General features: G+C 69.6%; 18 protein-coding genes. 16 read left to right on the forward strand and 2 right to left on the reverse strand.

The genetic code is table 11. From position 1 onward, the window contains the following. The 5 genes from leuC to VGV06_15095 all read left to right on the forward strand — a co-directional run. A partial coding sequence (gene leuC / locus VGV06_15075; GenBank protein ID HEV2056468.1) for a 3-isopropylmalate dehydratase large subunit occupies positions 1 to 1,112 on the forward strand: 1,112 nt, incomplete at its 5' end. Continuing rightward, the gene (leuD, locus tag VGV06_15080; protein ID HEV2056469.1) at positions 1,109 to 1,717 is read left to right on the forward strand and encodes a 3-isopropylmalate dehydratase small subunit; all 609 of its coding nucleotides are present in this window, start codon (positions 1,109 to 1,111) and stop codon (positions 1,715 to 1,717) included. The genes leuC and leuD, both read left to right, overlap by 4 nt. 172 nt (positions 1,718 to 1,889) lie before the next feature. Continuing rightward, positions 1,890 to 2,453: a hypothetical protein gene (locus VGV06_15085; GenBank protein ID HEV2056470.1), complete on the forward strand. Its 564-nt coding sequence runs from the start codon at positions 1,890 to 1,892 to the stop codon at positions 2,451 to 2,453. Beyond that, entirely contained in the window at positions 2,450 to 3,493 is a 1,044-nt protein-coding gene (locus tag VGV06_15090; GenBank protein HEV2056471.1) for a hypothetical protein, read from the forward strand. The genes VGV06_15085 and VGV06_15090 overlap by 4 nt, the downstream gene beginning before the upstream one ends. Positions 3,494 to 3,555: 62 nt before the next feature. Beyond that, positions 3,556 to 3,774, forward strand: a complete 219-nt coding sequence (locus VGV06_15095; GenBank protein HEV2056472.1) for a hypothetical protein — start codon at positions 3,556 to 3,558, stop codon at positions 3,772 to 3,774. Positions 3,775 to 3,832: 58 nt separating this feature from the next. Here VGV06_15095 and VGV06_15100 read toward each other — a convergent pair whose 3' ends face one another. Then, complete coding sequence (locus VGV06_15100) at positions 3,833 to 4,063, reverse strand: type II toxin-antitoxin system HicB family antitoxin (protein HEV2056473.1); 231 nt, start codon at positions 4,061 to 4,063, stop codon at positions 3,833 to 3,835. A gap of 44 nt (positions 4,064 to 4,107) precedes the next feature. On the opposite strand from VGV06_15100, the gene VGV06_15105 reads away from it, so the two are divergent. Together VGV06_15105 and VGV06_15110 are read left to right on the forward strand one after the other, a co-directional pair. After that, positions 4,108 to 7,218 carry an error-prone DNA polymerase gene (locus VGV06_15105; protein HEV2056474.1) on the forward strand — a complete coding sequence of 1,037 codons (3,111 nt, stop codon included), beginning with the start codon at positions 4,108 to 4,110 and terminating at the stop codon, positions 7,216 to 7,218. 149 nt (positions 7,219 to 7,367) lie between these two features. Then, positions 7,368 to 7,619, forward strand: coding sequence for a hypothetical protein (locus VGV06_15110; protein ID HEV2056475.1), 252 nt, complete (start codon positions 7,368 to 7,370; stop codon positions 7,617 to 7,619). A gap of 29 nt (positions 7,620 to 7,648) precedes the next feature. Here VGV06_15110 and VGV06_15115 read toward each other — a convergent pair whose 3' ends face one another. After that, positions 7,649 to 8,020: a hypothetical protein gene (locus VGV06_15115; GenBank protein ID HEV2056476.1), complete on the reverse strand. Its 372-nt coding sequence runs from the start codon at positions 8,018 to 8,020 to the stop codon at positions 7,649 to 7,651. Positions 8,021 to 8,648: 628 nt separating this feature from the next. Between VGV06_15115 and VGV06_15120 the strand changes: the two genes are divergently transcribed. From VGV06_15120 to VGV06_15160, 9 genes are all read left to right on the forward strand, one after another. After that, positions 8,649 to 9,038 carry a zinc ribbon domain-containing protein gene (locus tag VGV06_15120; protein HEV2056477.1) on the forward strand — a complete coding sequence of 130 codons (390 nt, stop codon included), beginning with the start codon at positions 8,649 to 8,651 and terminating at the stop codon, positions 9,036 to 9,038. Next, entirely contained in the window at positions 9,028 to 10,023 is a 996-nt protein-coding gene (locus VGV06_15125; GenBank protein ID HEV2056478.1) for a GNAT family N-acetyltransferase, read from the forward strand. Before VGV06_15120 ends, VGV06_15125 begins: the two co-directional genes overlap by 11 nt. After that, positions 10,020 to 11,282: a glycosyltransferase gene (locus VGV06_15130; GenBank protein HEV2056479.1), complete on the forward strand. Its 1,263-nt coding sequence runs from the start codon at positions 10,020 to 10,022 to the stop codon at positions 11,280 to 11,282. The genes VGV06_15125 and VGV06_15130 overlap by 4 nt, the downstream gene beginning before the upstream one ends. 10 nt (positions 11,283 to 11,292) lie before the next feature. After that, the gene (phnA, locus tag VGV06_15135; GenBank protein HEV2056480.1) at positions 11,293 to 12,525 is read left to right on the forward strand and encodes a phosphonoacetate hydrolase; all 1,233 of its coding nucleotides are present in this window, start codon (positions 11,293 to 11,295) and stop codon (positions 12,523 to 12,525) included. Continuing rightward, positions 12,522 to 14,960, forward strand: coding sequence for an FAD-dependent oxidoreductase (locus VGV06_15140; protein HEV2056481.1), 2,439 nt, complete (start codon positions 12,522 to 12,524; stop codon positions 14,958 to 14,960). The genes phnA and VGV06_15140 overlap by 4 nt, the downstream gene beginning before the upstream one ends. Positions 14,961 to 14,976: 16 nt before the next feature. Continuing rightward, complete coding sequence (phnX, locus tag VGV06_15145; protein ID HEV2056482.1) at positions 14,977 to 15,807, forward strand: phosphonoacetaldehyde hydrolase; 831 nt, start codon at positions 14,977 to 14,979, stop codon at positions 15,805 to 15,807. 66 nt (positions 15,808 to 15,873) lie between these two features. Then, positions 15,874 to 16,878 (forward strand): ABC transporter ATP-binding protein, encoded by a 1,005-nt coding sequence (locus VGV06_15150; protein ID HEV2056483.1) that lies wholly within the window; start codon positions 15,874 to 15,876, stop codon positions 16,876 to 16,878. 5 nt (positions 16,879 to 16,883) lie between these two features. Then, complete coding sequence (locus VGV06_15155) at positions 16,884 to 17,900, forward strand: dipeptide ABC transporter ATP-binding protein (protein ID HEV2056484.1); 1,017 nt, start codon at positions 16,884 to 16,886, stop codon at positions 17,898 to 17,900. A 116-nt stretch (positions 17,901 to 18,016) separates the two neighbouring features. Next, positions 18,017 to 19,618 (forward strand): ABC transporter substrate-binding protein, encoded by a 1,602-nt coding sequence (locus tag VGV06_15160; GenBank protein ID HEV2056485.1) that lies wholly within the window; start codon positions 18,017 to 18,019, stop codon positions 19,616 to 19,618. Positions 19,619 to 19,786: the final 168 nt, after the last annotated feature.

Here is a 19,786-nt window from a genome sequence, read left to right on the forward strand (position 1 = left end):
CTGGTGACCCGCGCCAGGGCATCGTGCACATCATCGGCCCCGAGCAGGGGCTGACCCAGCCGGGCATCCTCCTCGTCTGCGGCGACTCTCACACGGCGACCCACGGGGCCTTCGGGGCGCTCGCGTTCGGCATCGGCTCGACCGAGGTCGAGCACGTGCTCGCGACCCAGTGCTTGTGGCAGAAGAAGCCCAAGGTCATGCGGATCACGGTGACGGGCGCGCGTCCCGTGGGCATCACGGCCAAGGACGTGATCCTCGCCATCATCGCCAAGATCGGCGCCGCCGGCGGGGTCGGGCACGTGATCGAGTACGCCGGGCCGGCCATCGCCGCCATGTCCATGGAGGAGCGGATGACCGTCTGCAACATGTCCATCGAGGCGGGCGCGCGGGCCGGCATGATCGCGCCCGATTCGACGACGTTCGCCTACATCGAGGGCAGGCCGTATGCGCCGAAGGGCGAGCATTGGACGCAGGCGCTCGCGTACTGGAAGACCCTGCCGTCGGATCCCGACGCCGTGTTCGACAGGGAGGTCGAGCTGGCCGCCGGCGGCATCGCGCCCACCGTCACCTGGGGCACGAGCCCGCAGGACGCGCTGCCCATCACGGGGAGCGTGCCCGATCCCGCGCGCGAGGGCGATCCCGCCCGGCGCCAGGCCATGGGGCGCGCGCTCGACTACATGGGTCTCCGGCCCGGCATGCCGCTGACCGAGATCGCCGTGGACCGCGTCTTCATCGGCTCCTGCACGAATAGCCGCATCGAGGACCTGCGCGCCGCGGCGGCGGTCGCCAAGGGGCGCCGCGCCGTGGTGACGGCCTGGGTAGTCCCGGGCTCCGGGCTCATCAAACGTGCCGCCGAGGCCGAGGGTCTCCACCTGATCTTCACGGCCGCCGGCTTCGAGTGGCGCGAGCCTGGCTGCTCGATGTGTATCGGGATGAACGGCGACACGGCGCGCGAGGGCGAGCGCGTTGCCTCGACCTCCAACCGCAACTTCGAGGGGCGCCAGGGTAAGGGCGCCCGCACCCATCTCATGAGCCCGGCCATGGCGGTGGCCGCCGCCGTCACTGGGCGGCTCACCGACGTCCGCACCTTGCATCCCTCTCCCGGCCGATGAACCCATTCACGACCCTCACGGCGGCCGCGGTCCCGATGGACCTGCCGAACATCGACACCGACCGCGTCATCCCGGCGCGCTTCCTGCGCAAGCCGCGGGAGGCCGGCTACCAGCAGTTCTTCTTCCACGACTTGCGCTTCAACGCCGACGGCTCCGAGAACGGGGACTTCATCCTCAACCAGGCGCCCTACCGGCAGGCGAAGATCCTCGTCACCGCCGAGAACTTCGGCTGCGGCTCCTCGCGGGAGGGCGCCGTCTGGGCGCTGATGGACCACGGCATCCGCTGCGTGGTCGGACCCTCCTTCGGTGACATCTTCTTCGAGAACTGCTTCAAGAACGGCGTGCTGGCCCTGGTCCTGCCGGCCGCCGACGCCGCGTCAATCAGGCGGCAGCTCCAGGAGCGCCCGGGTGCCGCGATCAGCGTGGATCTCGAGCGGCAGACGCTCACGGCGCCCGACGGCACTCTTCACCGCTTCGAGGTGGACCCGTTCCGCAAGCAGGCCCTGCTCCGGGGGCAGGACGAGATCGCGCTGACCATGGAGTACGCTGCCGCCATCCTGGCCCACGAATCTCGGCGCGCGGTCGAGATGCCGTGGCTGACCTAGGGCGCCACCCCAGATACTGAGTCCATCAAGGCCCGCCTCCTCAGTATCTTGTGCTTGCTAATACTAAACATATGACGTGTAATACTTGGACTCCTTTAAATAGGGTGCTGCTATGGCTACCTCGACCGAGTCCTTGCCCCCGCCAGGGTGGGATCGTGAGGGGCTAGATGGCTTGCTGAATGCCTTCCCCGAGGGCCGGCTCAGCGAGATCGTCGGACCCCGATCCTCCGGAGGCGGCAGCCTGCTGCTGGCGCTCCTGGCTCGTGCCGCATCGCGCGGTGGGCTGGTCGCTCTCGTGGACGGCGCCGATGCTTTCGACCCTGAGACGGCCGCGCGCGCGGGGCTCGACCTCCGCGCGCTGCTCTGGGTGCGCTGCGGCGGCCGCCTGCAGCCTGCGTGGAGCGCGGCCGATCTCCTGGCGCGCTGCCCGGGTTTCGCCGCTGTCGCGCTCGATTTGGGCACGGCGCCCGTCGCCGCGCCGCCGTCCTTCGGCGTGCGCCTCCAGCGCGCGGCGGCGGGGAACGCGGCCGTGGTCGTCGTCCGCGCCCCGCGGCACGTGACGGGCAGCGCCGCCGCGCTCGTGGTCTCGGTGCGCCGCGTGCGCACGCGCTGGATCGGCGCGCCCCGGCGCATCCGTCTTGGCGGGCTCGTCTCCGAAGCCCGCGTGCTTCGTTCCCGCGTCGATCCGCGCCTGGCCGCGCCCGGGCGCGCCTGGCTCATCGAGTGGCGGGCGTGACGCGCATCGCCTGCCTCTTCGTTCCCGGCGCCGACCCGCGGGTGCAGCCGGCCCTGCTCGAGATCGCGCTCCGCCACTCGCCCTCGGTGGAGGACGGCGGCCCGGGCATCGTCTACCTCGACCTCGGCGGGCTCGAGAGGCTGTGGGGCGGTGAAGAGGAGATCGCGCGCCGGCTCCACAGCGCCGCCCGCGAGCGCGGTGCGGCGGCGCGGGTTGGCGTCGCGGGCAGCCGCGCCGGCGCCCGCTTCGCGACCCGCGCCGGCGGCGACGTCACCATCGTTCCGCTTGGTCTTGACGCCCGCTGGCTTGGCCCCGCGCCGCTGGGCCTTCTCGACTTAGGCCCCGAGATGGCGGCGCGCCTCGGTCGCTGGGGCATCCGCACTCTCGGCGAATTGGCCGACCTGCCTTCGCGCGGGCTCGCGGAGCGGCTCGGCGGCGAGGGGCCGCGGCTTCAGCGGCTGGCGCGCGGCGAAGATGCGACGCCGCTCCGCCTCTGGACGCCGCCGCCGGTCTTCGAAGAATCGGCGGATTGCCCTTGGGGTGTCGAGGCTCTCGAGCCGCTCGGCGATCTCGTCGCGGGCCTGGCCGAGATGCTCTGCGCGCGGCTGCGGCGCTACGAGCTCTCGGCCGACGCCTTCGAGTGGACCTGCCGGCTGGCCGACCGGACGGTGCATGAGGGCGCCTGCGCGCCGGCGGCGCCGCTCGCCGATCCCGCCGCCGCCGCCGCGCTCCTGCGCGCCTCGCTCGCGGCGCGGTCCCCGGGCGCCGCCGTGGAGGCGATCACGCTCCGCGCGCGTCCCGTGCGCGTGGGGAATATCCAGCCGCGTCTCGACGAGCCGCCGCGCCCGAGCCCGCGCCTGCTCACGGCCACGCTGGCGCGTCTCTCCGCTCTCGTGGAAGCGCCCGGCATCGGCTCGCCGGTGTTGGTGGACAGCCACCGGCCCGACGCGATGCGGATGACGCCATTTCTTCTCCCCTCACCCCAGCCCTCTCCCCAGAGGGGAGAGGGCCGCAGTTCGAGCCGAAGGGCGAAGCCGTGAGGCGAGGGCTGAATAGTCAGGGGGCTTTTCTGGCTGTGCGGAGAATGAGACCGCCGCGATCTGTGGAGGTGACGCTTCACGCGGGAGCGCCCGCCCACCTGCGCGCCGCCGGGCTCGCGGGACGGATCATCGCGGGCGCGGGGCCGTGGCGCGTGTCGGGCGAGTGGTGGACGGAAGCGCCCTTCGTCCAGGACGAGTGGGACGTCGAGCTCGACGACGGCACGCTCTGCCGGCTCGCGCGCGACGGCCGCGGCTGGCGCCTCGAAGCCGTCTATGACTGACCCCTCTCCCCAAAGGGAAGAGTGGTGAGGGGACCCTACTTATGAGAGGCGGCGGAGCTTAGGCATGCGTGGGCGAGATCTCCATCGTTACGACAACGGTGGGGTTGGGGGCAAGCCCCAAGGCGGACAGGTCCTCATCAGCCAGATGGAGAGCGACGGCTTCCTGAAGGTTTCGAGTGACCTCGTCCAGCGTGAGGCCCTGAGTAACTACCGGGATCTCGAGGCATTCCGCCACGTATCCCGACTGTTCTCCTGGACGAATCGCGGCCTTGATCGTGTGTTGGGGCATCTCTCCCCTCCCTTTTGCAGGCCAGTATAGCGCGACTCCCAGTCATGTTCGTCGAGCTGCACGCCAAGAGCGCATTCAGCTTCCTTGAAGCGGCCGTCCTGCCCGAGGCGCTGGCCGAGCGGGCCGCCGCCCTCGGCCAGTCCGCCCTCGCCCTCGTGGACCAGGACGGCGTCTACGGGGCGCCGCGCTTCTACGGCGCCTGCACGCGCCTCGGGATCACGCCGCTCGTCGGCGCCGAGGTCGGCATGCAGGGCGGCGGCAGGTTGCCGCTCCTCGTGGAGGACCGCGAGGGCTACAAAAATCTCTGCCGCCTGCTGACGCGGATCAAGATGCGCGCGCCCAAGGGTGAGGGCCTGGCCGGCTGGGACGATCTCGAAGAGCACGCCGGCGGGCTCGTCTGTCTCACGGGGGGCGTTGAAGGTCCCGTGGCCCGGCGGCTCACCCGTGACGGCCATGAGGCCGCGCGAGCGACGCTCGACAGGCTCGCCGGCCTCTTCGGCCGCTTCGGCGTCTACGCCGAGCTCCAGCGCGCGCTCGAACGCGAGCAGGAGACGCACAACGAGTGGCTGAGCGCGGAAGCGGGGCGGCTGGGGCTGCTGCTCCTCGCCAGCAACGCCCCGCTCATGGCTCAACGCGAGGATCGGCCGCTGCTGGACACGCTGACCTGCATCCGCCACGGCATGACGCTGCCGCAGGCCGGCAGGCTGCTCGCGCGCAACAGCGAGCGCTTTCTCAAGCCCGCGCGCGAGATGGAGCGGCTCTTCGCCGACTGCCCGGCGGCCGTGGCCAATAGCGGCGAGCTGGCATTGCGGCTCGGCTTCACGCTCAAGCACCTGGGCTACCGCTTCCCCGACTACCCGCTGCCGCCGGGCCAGACGCCGGTCGGCTTCCTCCGCGCCCTCTGCGAGAAAGGCGCGGCGGCTCGCTACGGCACGGGACCGCTCCGCGGCCGCGCGCGCAGACAGATCGAGCGCGAGATCGACCTCATCGGCCGCCTCGACCTGGCGGGCTACTTCCTGATCGTCTGGGACCTGGTCGAATACTGCCGCCGCCACGACATCCTGGTGCAGGGGCGGGGCTCGGCCGCCAACAGCGCCGTGTGCTATGCGCTCGGGATCACGGCCGTCGATCCGGTGGGGATGGATCTCCTCTTCGAGCGCTTCCTCTCCGAGGAGCGCGGCGAGTGGCCCGACATCGACCTCGACCTGCCGAGCGGAGACCGGCGCGAGCGGGTCATCCAGTACGTCTACGAGCGCTACGGGCGCCTGGGTGCGGCCATGACGGCCAATGTCATCACCTACCGGGGCAGGAGCGCGGCGCGGGACGTAGGCAAGGCCTTGGCGCTCCCCGCCGCCCTCTGCGACCGGCTGTCGGGGCTCGTCAGCGATTGGGAGTACAAGGATCCGGGCGACACGCTCCTGGTCCACCTCCGCGAGGCCGGCTGCGATCCCGGGGAGCCGGTCATGCGCCACTTCGCCCATCTCTGGACAGCCATCCAGGACCTGCCGCGCCATCTCGGCCAGCACTCGGGCGGCATGGTCATCTGCGCGGGACGGCTCGACGGCGTGGTCCCGCTCGAGCCGGCCGCCATGCCCGGGCGCTCCGTCGTCCAGTGGGACAAGGACGACTGCGCGGTCATGGGCATGATCAAGGTGGATCTCCTGGGGCTCGGGATGATGGCGCTCCTCGAGGACGCGTTCGGGATGATCCGCCGCCGCGGCGGCCGCGTGGACCTGGCTCACCTGCCGCCCGACGACCCCACGGTCTACGCCATGCTCAAGAAGGCCGACACCATCGGCGTCTTCCAGGTGGAGAGCCGCGCCCAGATGGCGACCCTGCCGCGTCTCAAGCCCGAGTGCTTCTATGATTTGGTCGTGCAGGTGGCCATCATCCGTCCCGGGCCCATCGTGGGCGACATGGTGCACCCGTATCTCAGGCGCCGCGCGGGGCGCGAGCCCGTGACGGTGCCGCACCCGTCGCTCGAGCCCATCCTGGCGCGCACGCTCGGCGTGCCGCTCTTCCAGGAGCAGCTCCTGCGCATGGCCATGGCGACGGCGGGCTTCACCGGCGGCGAGGCGGAGGAATTGCGGCGCGCCTTCGGCTTCAAGCGCCGCAAGCAGGCCATGGACGAGGTGGAGCGGAAGCTCCGCGCCGGCATGGCGGGGCAGGGGATCACGGGTGAGGCGGCGGAGGCCATCGTGCGCGCGATCACCGCCTTCGCCCTGTATGGATTTCCCGAAAGCCATGCGGCCAGCTTCGCGCTCCTGGCCTATGCCAGCGCGTATCTCAAGGCGCATCACCCGGCGGCCTTCTACGCGGCGCTGCTCAACAACCAGCCCATGGGCTTCTACCACCCCGCCACCATCGTGGGAGATGCCGCGCGCCACGGGCAGGTGATCCGGCCGCTGGACATCAACCACTCGGACTGGCTCTGCGCCATCGAGGCCGACGGGACCGTGCGGCTCGGGCTCCGCTATGTCCGCGGGTTGCGCGAGGAGGCGGGGCGGCTCATGGAGCGCGAGCGGCCGTTTTCCTCCGCCGACGATCTCGTCAGGCGCGCCGGGCTTCACAGGGACGAGGTGGCCAGGCTGGCCGAGATCGGCGCGCTCGCGAGCCTCGGCCTCGAGCGCCGCGCGGCGTTCTGGGAGATCGAGCGGGCGGCGCGGCCATCGGGCCCGCTCTACGTTGATCTTCGCGCGCGGGCCGGGTCATCGCCGCTTCCGCCCCCGCTCCCACCCATGACGCCGTCCGAGGCGCTGGTGGCCGACTACGAGGGCACGGGGCTCACCCTGGGCCCGCACCCCATGGTCTTTCACCGGGCCCGGCTCGCGCGCCTGGGCGTGGCCCGCGCCGCCGATCTTCGGGGGATGCGGCACGGCGCGCTGGTCCGTGTCGCGGGAGCCGTGGTGGTGCGCCAGCGGCCCGGCACCGCCAAGGGCTTCGTCTTCCTGAACCTCGAGGACGAGAGCGGGCTCGTCAACGTGGTGGTGCCCCCGCCGCTCTTCCAGCGCTGCCGGCTCACGCTGGTGGGCGAGCCCTTTCTCTGGGTCGAGGGGGTGCTCGAGCACCGCGAGGGGGTCATCTCGGTCCGCGCCGGACAGCTCCATCCGCTCCACCACCGGCTGCGGCAGGTCCCGTCCCACGACTTCCACTAGCCCCGTGCGTTGCCCAAGCCGAGATACCCGATGCGCTTCACACGGGCTTGCTGTTGCGCGTGTGCGAGAAGGGCGACCGCGACAGTACAGGCGACAAGGGCGATCATGGCTTTTCGGCGAGCGGTCATGGCATCATGTAAACTAATGTCATGAAAACCATGGAATCTTCTGCCATTCCTGTGAGCCGGGATACCGCTGCGCGCTTCGGCGCCCTTAGCCAGGAGCAGAAGCGCATCGTCCGTATGCGGGTTGCGGTCGAAGTCGGCCGCTTGTCGAAAAAACGGTCACGCGCGGAATCAGCGGCCGAGTTTCGCGCAGCGGCGGCCGCCATCGGCAACCGGGCGCGCCGCAAGGGTCTGTCATTGACCAAGATCAAACGCCTGGTTGATGCGAGCTGGTAAGCGCGTCGTCGTCGACACCAACACAATCGTCAGCGGCATCCTTCTGCCGCGATCCACCCCCCGGAAAACTCCTCGATGTTCTCGCCGAACGCAGCACTGTCATTTTTTCGCCTGCGACCCGCGACGAATTCTTCGACGTCATCGCCCGCGAAAAATTCGACCGACACGTTCCTGCCGATGGGCGCGAACGATCCGCCATCATTCTGGTGCGTGACGGCGAAATGGTGACGCCGCGGCGCACTTTCCTCGTTTGCCGCGATCCCAACGACAACAAATTTCTTGATGCGGCCTATGCAGGCAATGCCGATTGCATCGTATCCGGGGACGCGGACCTCATTTCTCTTGCTACTTTCGAGGGGGCGCCGATTCTCACCGCTGCGCGGTATCTTGCTGCAGTTCACCGCTGACTCACGGTTCGCTGTGCCAAGGCAGACCTCGGCAGGGCCCGGGGAATACTTCGGGGGCGAGGCGGTCCATGACTGGCAATGGCGGGTATGTTATCTGCGCTCGAGATCGAGAAGTGGTCGCCGAGTTGCGCGGAATGGGGATTTAGCGAGACCCCCGAGTTTATCGCGCTTCACAGGAGCAGGCCGTCGCATCGACCGGGCCCACGTGACCGCAGGATAGTTCCCTTCGGGATTGGCCGACGCGCTGTCGAGGAGGCGGCTTCGACACGGCACCGGGCCCCGCCTTCGGAGTGCCTGTAAGGGCCTCTGTCTTAGACCTTGTGAGGCTGCCCCTGGTATGCTCGGAGCCGCCACTGTCGAAGGCCCTCGATGATCTCACGCCACGCCGGCCGCAAGTTCTTCCCTGAAAGACCCCGAAGGTCGAATGCGCCCCGCCGTTGGTTGTGGACCAAGCCGTTTCGCAATCCACTGTGAAGATTTAGATAGATCGGACGACAAATTGACGCCACGCGGGGCGGGTGATAAGAGTAGAAAGGACGGCGAGCCAAGTCAGGACCTGGAACCATCAGCATCCGCGTGATGCGATAATGCATCTCAAAGCTGCGAAAGCCGAGAAGACAGGGTGCCCATCTACGAGTACGAGTGTCGGGGTTGCAACCGCCGCGTGAGCCTGCTCGTCCGTTCGCTTGCGTCTCCGGAAGCGCCGCGATGTCCGCGCTGCGGCAGCGTCGAACTCTCCCGCCTCATGTCCCGCTTCGCCACGCCCAAATCCGAAGACGCTCGGCTCGAAGCCGCCGCCGACCCCTCGCAGTTCGGCGATCTCGACGAAAACGACCCGCAGGCCGTCGCGCGCTTCGTCAAGCGCATGGGCGAAGCGACTGGCGAGGACCTGGGGGATGATCTCGGAGAGGCCATGGAGGCCGCCGCCGGCGAGGAGGGTGGCTCGGACGGATCCGCGGAAGACGGCGGCGAGGCGAGCCTGGGCGAGGACGGAGGCGGCGATGAAGGTTGAAGCGCTGCCGGGCTTTGAGAGCCTGGACGAAAGTCGCTGGAACGGGCTCCTCGCCCAGGCACGCCAGCCCTCGGTGTTTCTCTCCTGGCAATGGCAGACCGCCTGGGCGCGTGCTTTCCTCGATTCACGGCCGCTGCACCTGCTCCGGGTCAGCGACGATGCCGGAATGCTTGCGGGCCTGCTGCCGCTCTACGACGAAGCCGTCGGGCTCCGGCGCTTCGTCGGCGGGGTAGACGTCTCGGACTACCTCGACCTGATCGTCCCCGCCGGCCGCGAGGAGGAGGTCTGGCAGGCACTCCTCCAGCACCGCGCGGGCGAGTCCACCGAATGGGACCTCCGGGCGATCCGTGCCGCGTCGCCCACCCTCGACATCCTGCCGCGGCTCTGCGCCGCAGCCGGGATCCGGGCGCAGGTCGAGCGGGAGGACCGCTGTCCCGTGCTCGAGCTGCCCGCGTCGTGGGACGCGTATCTCGCGGGTCTCGGGGGCAAGGACCGCCACGAGCTGCGGCGCAAGATCCGAAAGCTCGAACGCGAGCTGCCGGGCACGTCCGTGCGCGCTCACTCTTCGCCCGAGGGATGGGACGGCGCGCTGGCCGCGTTCCTGAGGCTCCACCGCCTCTCCAAGGTCGGCAAGGCGCGCTTCATGGACGAGCGCATGGAGGCCTTCTTCCGCGACGCGACCCGCGCGCTGGCGGCCGCGGGCTGGGCGCGGCTGTGGTTCCTCGAATGGGGCGGAGCGGCCGTGGCGAGCTTCCTCTGTCTCGAGAGCTTGGGTTCGGCTGGGGGCTCGGTCGGGCTATATAACTCGGGCTTCGACCCGCTCCACGCCAAGCTTGCTCCGGGCATCGTGCTCCTCACCCACGTGATCCGCGACGCGATCGACCGCGGCGTCGCCGTCTTCGACTTCCTGCGTGGGGAGGAGCCCTACAAGTACGCCTTCGGGCCCACGGCTCGGGACCTCTTCCGCGTGCGGGTGGCGCCGTGAGCCTCCGCGTCGCCGTGCTCAGCGTCCACACCTGCCCATTGGCCGCGCTCGGCGGCAAGGAAACGGGCGGCATGAACGTCTACGTGCGCGAGACGGCGCGCGAGCTCGGGCGCATGGGCGTCGCCGTGGACGTCTTCACGCGCTCGCAGAACGCCTCGATCCCCCGCGTCGCCGAGCTGGGGGAGGGCGCGCGGGTCATCCATCTGCCCGCGGGCCCTCAGGCGCCGATCGCGCGCGAGGCGCTCCACCGCCACCTGCCGGAGTTCGTCGAGGGCGTCGAAGCGCATCGCTGGGCGGAGGGGATCGACTACGACGTCATCCACGCGCACTACTGGCTCTCGGGCGTGGTGGGCCTCGAGCTGCGCGAGCGCTGGGGCGTGCCGCTCGTCCAGATGTTCCACACGCTCGGCCGCCTCAAGAACTCGGTGGCGCAGGGGCCCGACGAGCTCGAGCCCGAGCTGCGGATCGCCGAGGAGTCGCGTGTCGTCGCGGCCGCCGACCGCATCGTGGCGGCCAACGGGGTCGAGCGCGCGCACCTGGTCTGGCACTACGGCGCCGCGGCCGAGCGCATCGCCGTCATCCCCTGCGGCGTGGACACCGAGCTCTTCCAGCCGATGTCCCAGGCCACGGCCAAGGACCTCCTCGAGCTGCCGCCCGACCCGATGCTGCTCTACGTGGGGCGGCTCCAGCCGATCAAGGGGCTCGAAACCCTGCTGGACGCCATGGCGCGGCTTGGAGGCGCGGCGCGACTCTACATCGTCGGAGGCGATTCGGACGAGCCCGATCCTGGCGACATTGCCTCGGGCCATGCGCGGGAGCTGCGGTCCCGCGTGGCGGCCCTCGGGCTCGGCGAGCGGGTGCGCTTCATCGGCCCGCAGCCCCAGCGGAGGCTCCGCCTCTTCTATGCCGCGGCCGACGCCACGGTCATGCCGTCCTACTACGAGTCGTTCGGTATGGTGGCGCTCGAGGCTATGGCCTGCGGCAGCCCCGTGGTCGCCTCGCGCGTCGGCGGACTTACCACGACGGTCAAGGAGGGCGTGACGGGCTATCTCGTGCCTGAAGGGGATCCGGCCGCCCTCGCCGATCGGCTGGAGCGGCTCCTCCACGACCCCGAGACCCGGGCGCGCCTCGGCGTCAATGCGTCGCGCTGGGCGGCCGACCACCGCTGGCCGTGCGTGGCGGAGGCCGTGTGTCGCCTGTACTCCGAGCTCCGGCCGGCGGCGGCTTCCCACCTCGGCCGCGGCCGCTGCCAGACGTAGCGGATACGGTATGGCGCGGGGCGGCGGGCCGATTACCGTCAACGGGCGGACCTACGGGTGGCCGGCCCGGCCGCTCGTGGTCGTCTGCGTCGACGGCTGCGAGCCCGACTACCTGGCGCAGGCCTTCCTGGCCGGGGCCATGCCCTTCCTCGCCTCCGCCGCGGCGCGCGGCGCAAGCCTGCTGGGCGCCGCAGTCATCCCGAGCTTCACCAATCCGAACAACCTCTCGATCGTCACAGGCGTGCCGCCCGCAGTGCACGGCATCTGCGGCAACTACTTCTGGGACCGCGAGGCCGGCGCCGAAGTGATGATGAACGACCCGAAGTACCTGCGTTGCGGGACGATTCTGGCGGCCTTCGCCGATGCCGGCGCCTCGGTGGCTGTCGTCACGGCAAAGGACAAGCTCCGGCGGCTCCTCGGGCACGGGATGCGGGGGACCTGTTTCTCGTCGGAGCAGGCGGACCGGACCACGAGGGCCGAGCACGGTATCGACGACGCGCTCGGGTTCGTCGGGCTGCCGCTCCCGTCGGTGTACAGTGCCGCCCTCAGCGAGTTCGTCTTCGCGGCGGGCGTCAAGCTCATGGAGTCGGCGCGGCCCGATATCCTGTACCTCTCGACGACGGACTACGTCCAGCACAAGCACGCCCCCGGGACGGCGCAGGCCCACGCCTTTTACCGCATGATGGACGGCTACCTCGCCAGCCTCGACGCCATGGGCGCGGCGATCGCGCTCACGGCCGACCACGGCATGAACGCCAAGACGGACCCGCACGGAGCGCCCCAGGTCATCTACCTCCAGGATGTGCTCGACGGCTGGCTCGGCGCGGGCCGTGCGCGGGTGATCCTGCCCATCACCGACCCGTACGTGGTTCACCACGGGGCGCTCGGCTCCTTCGCCACGATCTATCTTCCTGAAGGCGCCGACGCGCGCGTGGCGGCGGCCAGCGTGGGCGCGCTGCCGGGCATGGAGCTGGTCCTCGAGCGGGAGGAAGGGTGCCGGCGCTTCGAGCTTCCGCCCGACCGCATGGGCGATCTCATCGCCATCTCGGGGCGCCACGTCGTCATCGGCACCAGCGGCGCGAAGCATGATCTCTCGGGACTGGATGCGCCGCTCCGCTCCCACGGCGGGCTCACCGAGCAGACGGTGCCGTTGGTGTTCAGCCGGCCGCTCGCCGCTCTGCCGGAGGCGCGCCGGCTGAGAAACTTCGACATCTTCGACTTAGCACTGAACCACGCTCGTTGATTCCAAGTCACGCGCGTGCGGTCATTGTCGGCGGCGGGATCATCGGCACGAGCGTCGCTTACCACCTGACGAAGCTCGGGTGGAAGGACGTGGTGCTGCTCGAGCAGGGCAGCCTCTCCGGCGGCACGACGTGGCATGCCGCGGGTCTCGTGGGCCAGTTGCGCGCCTCGAGCAACCTGACCCGGCTCATCCGGTACAGCGCCGATCTCTACGAGCGCCTCGAAGCCGAGACGGGCCAGGCGACCGGCTGGAAGCGCTGCGGCAGCCTCTCCGTGGCGCGCACGGGCGAGCGCATGATCCAGCTCGAGCGCAACGCCGCGCTCGCGCGCTCTTACGGTATCGACGCGGAGGTCATCAGCGCCTCGCTCGCGGGTGAGCGCTACCCGCTCATGCGCACCGACGACCTGGTCGGCGCCGTGTGGATTCCCGGCGACGGTAAGGCCAACCCCGCCGACATCACCCAGGCGCTGGCGCGCGGCGCGCGGGCAGGCGGCGTCGGCATCCACGAGGGCGTCACGGTCACCGGCGTCCGGCTCGAGCGCGGCGCCGTCGCGGGGGTCGAGACGTCCCAGGGCCCTATCGCCACGGAGATCCTCGTGAACTGCGCGGGCATGTGGGCGCGGGAGCTCGGCCGTCTGAGCGGCGTCACCGTGCCGCTCCACGCCTGCGAGCACATGTACATGGTCACCAATCCCATCGACGGCGTGACGCCCGACCTGCCCGTGATGCGTGACGCCGACGGCCACATCTACTTCAAAGAAGAAGTGGCCGGGCTTCTCATGGGGGGCTTCGACCCGTGGGCCAAGCCCTGGGGCATGGACGGCATCCCCGAGGGCTTCAGCTTCGGTACGCTGCCCGAGGACTGGAGCAAGTTCGAGCCGCTGATGCAGAACGCCATCCAGCGCGTGCCCGCCCTCGAGTCGGCCCAGGTGCGCCTGCTCATGAACGGCCCCGAGAGCTTCACGCCCGACAACTACTTCATCCTGGGCGAGGCGCCGGAGGTCCGCCGCTACTACGTCGGCGCCGGCTTCTGCTCGGGCGGCATCGCCGCGGCGGGCGGCGCGGGACGCGCGCTCGCCGAGTGGATCGTCGAGGACCGGCCGTCGATAGACCTCTGGCAGGCCGACATCCGCCGCTTCGCGCCCTTCCACGCCAACCCGGAATTCCTGCGGGATCGGGCGAGCGAGATCGTGGGCGTGCACTACTTTGTGGCTTTCCCGAACCGCGAGCTCGAGACCGGGCGCGGCCTGCGCCTCTCGCCGCTCTACGAGCGCCTCCGCGATAAGCGCGCATGCTTCGGCAACAAGATGGGTTGGGAGCGCGCCAACTGGTTCGCCCCCGACGGTGTCACCCCCGAGACGGTCTACTCCTTCGGCAGGCAGAACTGGTTCCCCTACGCCGCGGCCGAGCACCGCGCCTGCCGCGAGGCCGTCGCCGTCTTCGACCAAAGCTCCTTCACCAAATACCGACTCGAAGGCCCCGACGCGGAGGCCGCGCTCCAGCGGCTGTGCGCCAACGACGTCGCCGTGGCGCCGGGACGGGTGGTCTACACGGGGATGCTCAACCCGCGCGGCGGCTTCGAGAGCGACCTGACCGTCACGCGGCTCGGCGCGGACGCGTACCTGATCGTCACGGGCTCGGCGCAGACGACGCGCGACGCCCACTGGATACGCCGGCACATCCCTGCCGGCGCTCGCGCGGCGCTCACTGACGTCACGGGCGCGTACGCGGTGCTGGGCGTGATGGGCCCGCGCTCGCGCGATCTCCTCTCGCGGCTCACGCGGGCGGACCTGTCGAACGCGGCCTTCCCCTTCGCGGCGAGCCGGGAGATCTGGTTGGGGCGCGCGCTCGTGCGCGCCTCGCGCATCACGTACGTCGGCGAGCTCGGCTGGGAGCTCTACGTGCCTGTCGAGTTCGCCGCCGGCGTGTATGATGCGCTGCATGCGGCCGGCGGCGACCTGGGGCTCGCCGACGCCGGCTACTACGCCATCGAGTCGCTCCGCGTCGAGAAGGCCTACCGCGCTTGGGGGCGCGAGCTGACGACCGACGACACACCGCTCGAGGCGGGGCTGGGCTTCGCCGTCCGCTTCGACAAGGCGGCGCCCTTCATAGGCCGGGAGGCCCTGCTCGCACAGCGCAGCAAGCCTCTCGGCAAGCGGCTGGTCAACTTCGTCCTCGACGACCCCGAGGCGCTGCCGCTGGGCGACGAGCCGATTTGGTGCGACAGGAGCATCGTGGGCTCCACCAGCTCGGCCGCCTACGGCCACACGCTCGGCCGCGCCGTCGCCATGGGCTACGTCAGCCGCCCCGGGGGCGTGGACGCGGCGTATCTGTCGCAGGCGCGCTTCGAGATCGAGATCGCCGGCGACCGCTTCACCGCGCGCGGCAGCCTCAAGGCCCCGTACGACCCTGATAGCCTCCGGGTCAAGAGCTAAAGCCAAGGAGACGAGCATGAGCTTCACCTACGAGCGCCGCTACCGCGGCAAGATCCAGGCCGTCCTGCTCGACTGGGCCGGCACCACCATGGACTACGGCTGCATGGCGCCTGCCGTGGTGTTCGTCGAGGTCTTCAAGCGCCAGGGCGTGCCCATCACCATGGACGAGGCGCGCGCGCCCATGGGGGCGCACAAGCGCGTCCACATCAAGAAGATCACGGAGCTTCCGCCCGTGGCGCGGCGCTGGCAGGAGAAGCACGGGCGGAAGCCCACCGAGGCCGACGTGGATGCCATGTTCGCCGAGTTCGTGCCGCTCCAGCTGGGGTGCCTGTCGGAGTACTCGGAGCTGATCCCGGGCACCCTTGAAGCGGTCGCGGCCATGCGCACGCGCGGGATCAAGATCGGCTCGACCACGGGCTATCTCACCGAGATGATGGACATCAACCGGAAGGACGCTGCCAGGCAGGGGTACGAGCCCGACTCGACCGTCTGCGCGAGCGATGTGCCCGCGGGCCGGCCGTACCCGTACATGTGCCTGCAGAACGTGATCAACCTCCAGGTCTGGCCGGTCTCGGCGTGCGTCAAGGTGGACGACACGGTGCCGGGTATCGAAGAAGGGCTCAACTCGGGCATGTGGACCGTGGGGCTCGCCATGAGCGGCAACGAGATCGGCCTGCCTCTCAAGGAAGTGATGGCTCTGGCGCCCGCGGACCGCGAGGCCCGGCGCCAGCGCGCCTACACCCGGATGCACCAGTGCGGGGCCCACTACGTCGTCGACTCCATCGCCGACCTCCTGCCCTGCCTCGACGACATCGAGCGCCGCCTCGCCCGCGGCGAGCGCTCCTAGCTTCGAGCCTCCCGCGGGTGAGCTCGTGAGGAGGCTCGCCGGGGCCTGTGCTAGACTGCCCGGGCCATGGAGCAGGGCGGCGACCTCCTCCTCGACGTCAGGAACCTCCACACCCAGTTCGCGATCTCGGGCGGCGTGGTGCGCGCCGTGGACGGGGTCTCCTGGGATGTGCGGGCTGGGGAGACCGTCGCCCTCGTCGGCGAGTCGGGCTGCGGCAAGTCGGTCAGCGCGCTCAGCGTCATGCGCCTCGTGTCTGCGCCGGCGGGACGCATCGTCGGCGGTCAGATCCTCTTCAAGGGACGCGACCTCCTCCAGCTCTCCGACGAGGACATGCGCGCGGTTCGCGGCCGGGAGATCGCCATGATCTTCCAGGAGCCGATGACGTCGCTGAACCCCGTCCTCACCGTCGGCCGCCAGCTGACCGAGCCGACCGAGATTCATTTCGGGATGACGTCGACCCAGTCACGGGCCCGCGCCGTCGAGCTGCTGGGGATGGTCGGCATCTCCGATCCCGAGCGGCGTCTCAGCCAGTACCCGCACCAGTTCAGCGGCGGGATGCGGCAGCGCATGATGATCGCCATGGCGCTGGCGTGCAACCCGGCGCTGATCCTGGCCGACGAGCCGACGACGGCCCTGGATGTCACCATCCAGGCGCAGATCCTCGAGCTCATGAAGGGGCTCTCCCGCAAGCTGGGCGTGGCCATGGTCATGATCACCCACAACCTGGGCGTGGTCGCCCGCTACGCCGACCGGGTCAACGTCATGTACGCGGGGCGGATCGTGGAGCGGGGGACGGCGCGCGAGATCTACGCCAACCCGCGCCACCCCTATACACTCGGGCTCCTGCGCTCCGTGCCCCGCCTCGACGAACCCCGGAAGGCCAAGCTCCTGCCCATCCAGGGCCAGCCGCCCGATCTCTCGCGGCTGCCGCCGGGCTGCGCCTTCCAGCCGCGGTGCCAATATGCTGTCGAGCGCTGCCTGCGCGAGGCGCCCCCGCTCGAGACCGTCGCGGCGGGTCACGACTCGGCCTGCTGGGTGGCGTCCGAGCTCGGCCAGAAGGTGAGCGCGTGAGCACGGTGGCTTCAGTCGCCAGTGATCGGGCGCGCGATGAGCCCCCTAAAGGCGAAGAGATCCTAATAGTCCGGAATCTCACCAAGTACTTCGAGATCAGCGGCGGCTTCCTCGGGGGCCGGCGCGGTGTGGTCAAGGCGGTGGACGATGTATCTTTCTCAATCCGCCGCGGCGAGACGCTCGGCCTCGTGGGCGAGTCCGGCTGCGGCAAGACCACGACAGGCCGTTGCGTGCTCCAGCTGGAGAAGCCGACCAGCGGCTCCATCCTCTTCGAGGGCAAGGACCTGGCGGCGGCCTCGCCGTCCGAGCTGCGGGCCGTGCGACGGAAGATGCAGGTTATCTTCCAGGATCCGTACAGCTCGCTCAATCCGCGGATGACCGTGGGCCAGATCATCGCCGAGCCCCTCGCCGTCCACAGCATCGTGCCCGAACGCGCGGCACGGGAGGCCAGAGTCAAGGAGCTCCTCGGCCACGCGGGGCTCCTGCCGGCCATGGTCAAGCGCTATCCCCACGAGCTCTCGGGCGGCCAGCGCCAGCGCGTCGGCATCGCGCGGGCCCTCGCCATGGAGCCGACCTTGATCGTCTGCGACGAGCCGGTCTCGGCCCTCGACGTCTCCATCCAGGCCCAGATCATCAACCTGCTCGAGGAGCTGCAGACCGGCTTCGGCCTGACCTATCTTTTCGTCGCCCACGACCTCTCGGTAGTCCGCCACATCTCCGACCGGGTCGCAGTGATGTACCTGGGCAAGATCGTCGAGGTCACTGACCGGCAGTCGCTCTACGAGAACCCCCAGCACCCGTATACCAAGGCGCTGCTCTCGGCCGTGCCCATCCCCGACCCGGCCGTGGAGCTCACGCGCGAGCGGACGATTTTGAAGGGCGAGGTACCGAGCCCGCTCAATCCGCCGGCGGGCTGCGTCTTCCACCCCCGGTGCCCCATCGCCATCGAGGAGTGCAAGCAGGCGGTGCCTGCACTGCGGGAGATTCGGCCCGGGCACCTGGTGGCCTGCATCCGCGTTTAGTCACCGAGCGATGACGCTTCCAGCCTTGACAGGCGGGAGGTGCGACCGCTAATGTACGCTAAGCCGTTGGAACCACTGACGGTCTTTCCCGTCGCACCAGCGCAAGGAGGCGTCGCATGACACTGTCCACTGCCGGGCGCATCACGATGGGACTTCTGCTGGCCGCCGCCCTCGCGGTGCCGACGTCAGCCATGGCCCAGGACAAGCCCCGCTCAGGCGGCGATCTGATCTTCGTCGTTCCCTCGGAACCGCCCTCCTACGATGCCCATCAGGAGGAGACCTTCGGGGTCATCCACCCCATGGCACCGCACTACAGCACGCTCCTCAAGGTCGACCCCTTCGACAAGACGGGGACCAAGCCGGTGGGCGACCTGGCCGAGTCCTGGACCATCTCCAAGGACGGGATGACCTATACCTTCAAGCTCCGGCGCGGGGTCAAGTTCCACGACGGCAGCGAGATGACCTCCAAGGACGTCAAGGCCAGCTACGACAAGATCATCTTTCCCCCGCCCGGCGTGAAGTCGGACCGGAAGACCGCGTACGAGGTGGTCGAGGTGGTCGAGGCCCCGGACGCCTACACGGTACGCTTCCGTCTCAAGCGGCCGGAGTCGTCCCTGCTGCTCAATCTGGCCTCGCCCTGGAACTGGATCTACAAGGCCGACATCCTCGCCAAGGACATGCACTGGTACCAGAAGAACGTCATGGGCACCGGGCCCTTCAAGTTCGTGGAGCACGTGAAGGGCTCGCACTGGGTCGGCAAGAAGAACCCGGACTACTGGGACAAGGGCAAGCCCTACCTGGACAGCTACCGCGCGATCTTCGTCTCCTCGTCGTCGGCCCAGGTGGCGGCCGTCCGCGGTGAGCGCGCCCACATCCAGTTCCGCAGCTTCAGCCCGGGCGAGCGCGACAGCCTCGTGCAGGCGCTGGGCTCCAAGATCACGGTGCAGGAGAGCCCGTGGGACTGCCTGAACTTCGTGACGATGCATCACGAGAAGAAGCCCTTCGACGACAAGCGGGTCCGGCGCGCCCTGTCTCTCGCCCTGGACCGCTACGAGGGCTCGAAGGCGCTGTCGCGGATCACGCTGGTCAAGGATGTAGCGGGCATCCAGGTGCCCGGCACGCCCTACGCAACTCCCCAGGCGGAGCTGGAGAAGCTGGCCGGCTACGGGCACGACATCAACGCCAACCGGGCCGAGGCCAAGCGCCTGCTGCGCGAGGCGGGCGTTCCGGACGGTTTTGCGTTCACTTTCAAGAACCGCGCCATCCCGCACCCGTACGAGCCCCTGGGCATCTGGCTCATCGATCAGTGGCGCCAGATCGGGCTCAACGTCAAGATGGAGATGATCGAGGCCTCGGCCTACCATCCGATGCTCAAGCGCGGCGACTTCGACGTGACCATGGACTTCCAGTGCGGCTTCATCGTCGAGCCGGACCTGGACCTGCCGCGGTTCGTCAGCACGTCGGACACCAACTACGGCAAGCACAAGGACAAGATGATCGACGAGCTCTTCGCCAAGCAGGCGCGAGCCACCGATGCCGAGGAGCGGAAGCGCTACCTCCGCGCCTTCGAGAAGCGCCTCCTCGACGAGGAGGTCCACGTGATCTACACGCTCCAGTGGCACCGCATCATCCCGCACAACTCGAAGGTCAAGGGCTGGACGATCACGCCCAGCCACTATTTGAACAACCAGCTCGACACGGTCTGGCTTGGTGACTAGCGCAGCTACTCCCTATACCCCTCTCCCCCACGGGGAGAGGGTAGCGACTGTCTTAGGTGTCAAGCGTGCTGAGCCATGACGAGGGCCCAGCGGGTGTGATGCTTGAGCATCGCGTTGAGGATCGTGAGCAGCTTGCGCATGCAGGCCGTGAGGGCGACCTTGGGCGCC

Source organism: Candidatus Methylomirabilota bacterium (assembly GCA_035936835.1).
GTDB lineage: Bacteria > Methylomirabilota > Methylomirabilia > Rokubacteriales > CSP1-6 > AR37.

Bases quoted from the DNA above. Each gene is read 5' to 3' on its own strand.
- phnX (HEV2056482.1), top strand. From the start codon at position 14,977: ATGAGCTTCACCTACGAGCGCCGCTACCGCGGCAAGATCCAGGCCGTC.
- VGV06_15150 (HEV2056483.1), top strand. From the start codon at position 15,874: ATGGAGCAGGGCGGCGACCTCCTCCTCGACGTCAGGAACCTCCACACC.
- VGV06_15125 (HEV2056478.1), top strand. From the start codon at position 9,028: ATGAAGGTTGAAGCGCTGCCGGGCTTTGAGAGCCTGGACGAAAGTCGC.
- leuD (HEV2056469.1), top strand. From the start codon at position 1,109: ATGAACCCATTCACGACCCTCACGGCGGCCGCGGTCCCGATGGACCTG.
- VGV06_15100 (HEV2056473.1), bottom strand. From the start codon at position 4,063: ATGCCCCAACACACGATCAAGGCCGCGATTCGTCCAGGAGAACAGTCG.
- VGV06_15160 (HEV2056485.1), top strand. From the start codon at position 18,017: ATGACACTGTCCACTGCCGGGCGCATCACGATGGGACTTCTGCTGGCC.
- VGV06_15110 (HEV2056475.1), top strand. From the start codon at position 7,368: ATGAAAACCATGGAATCTTCTGCCATTCCTGTGAGCCGGGATACCGCT.
- phnA (HEV2056480.1), top strand. From the start codon at position 11,293: ATGGCGCGGGGCGGCGGGCCGATTACCGTCAACGGGCGGACCTACGGG.
- VGV06_15105 (HEV2056474.1), top strand. From the start codon at position 4,108: ATGTTCGTCGAGCTGCACGCCAAGAGCGCATTCAGCTTCCTTGAAGCG.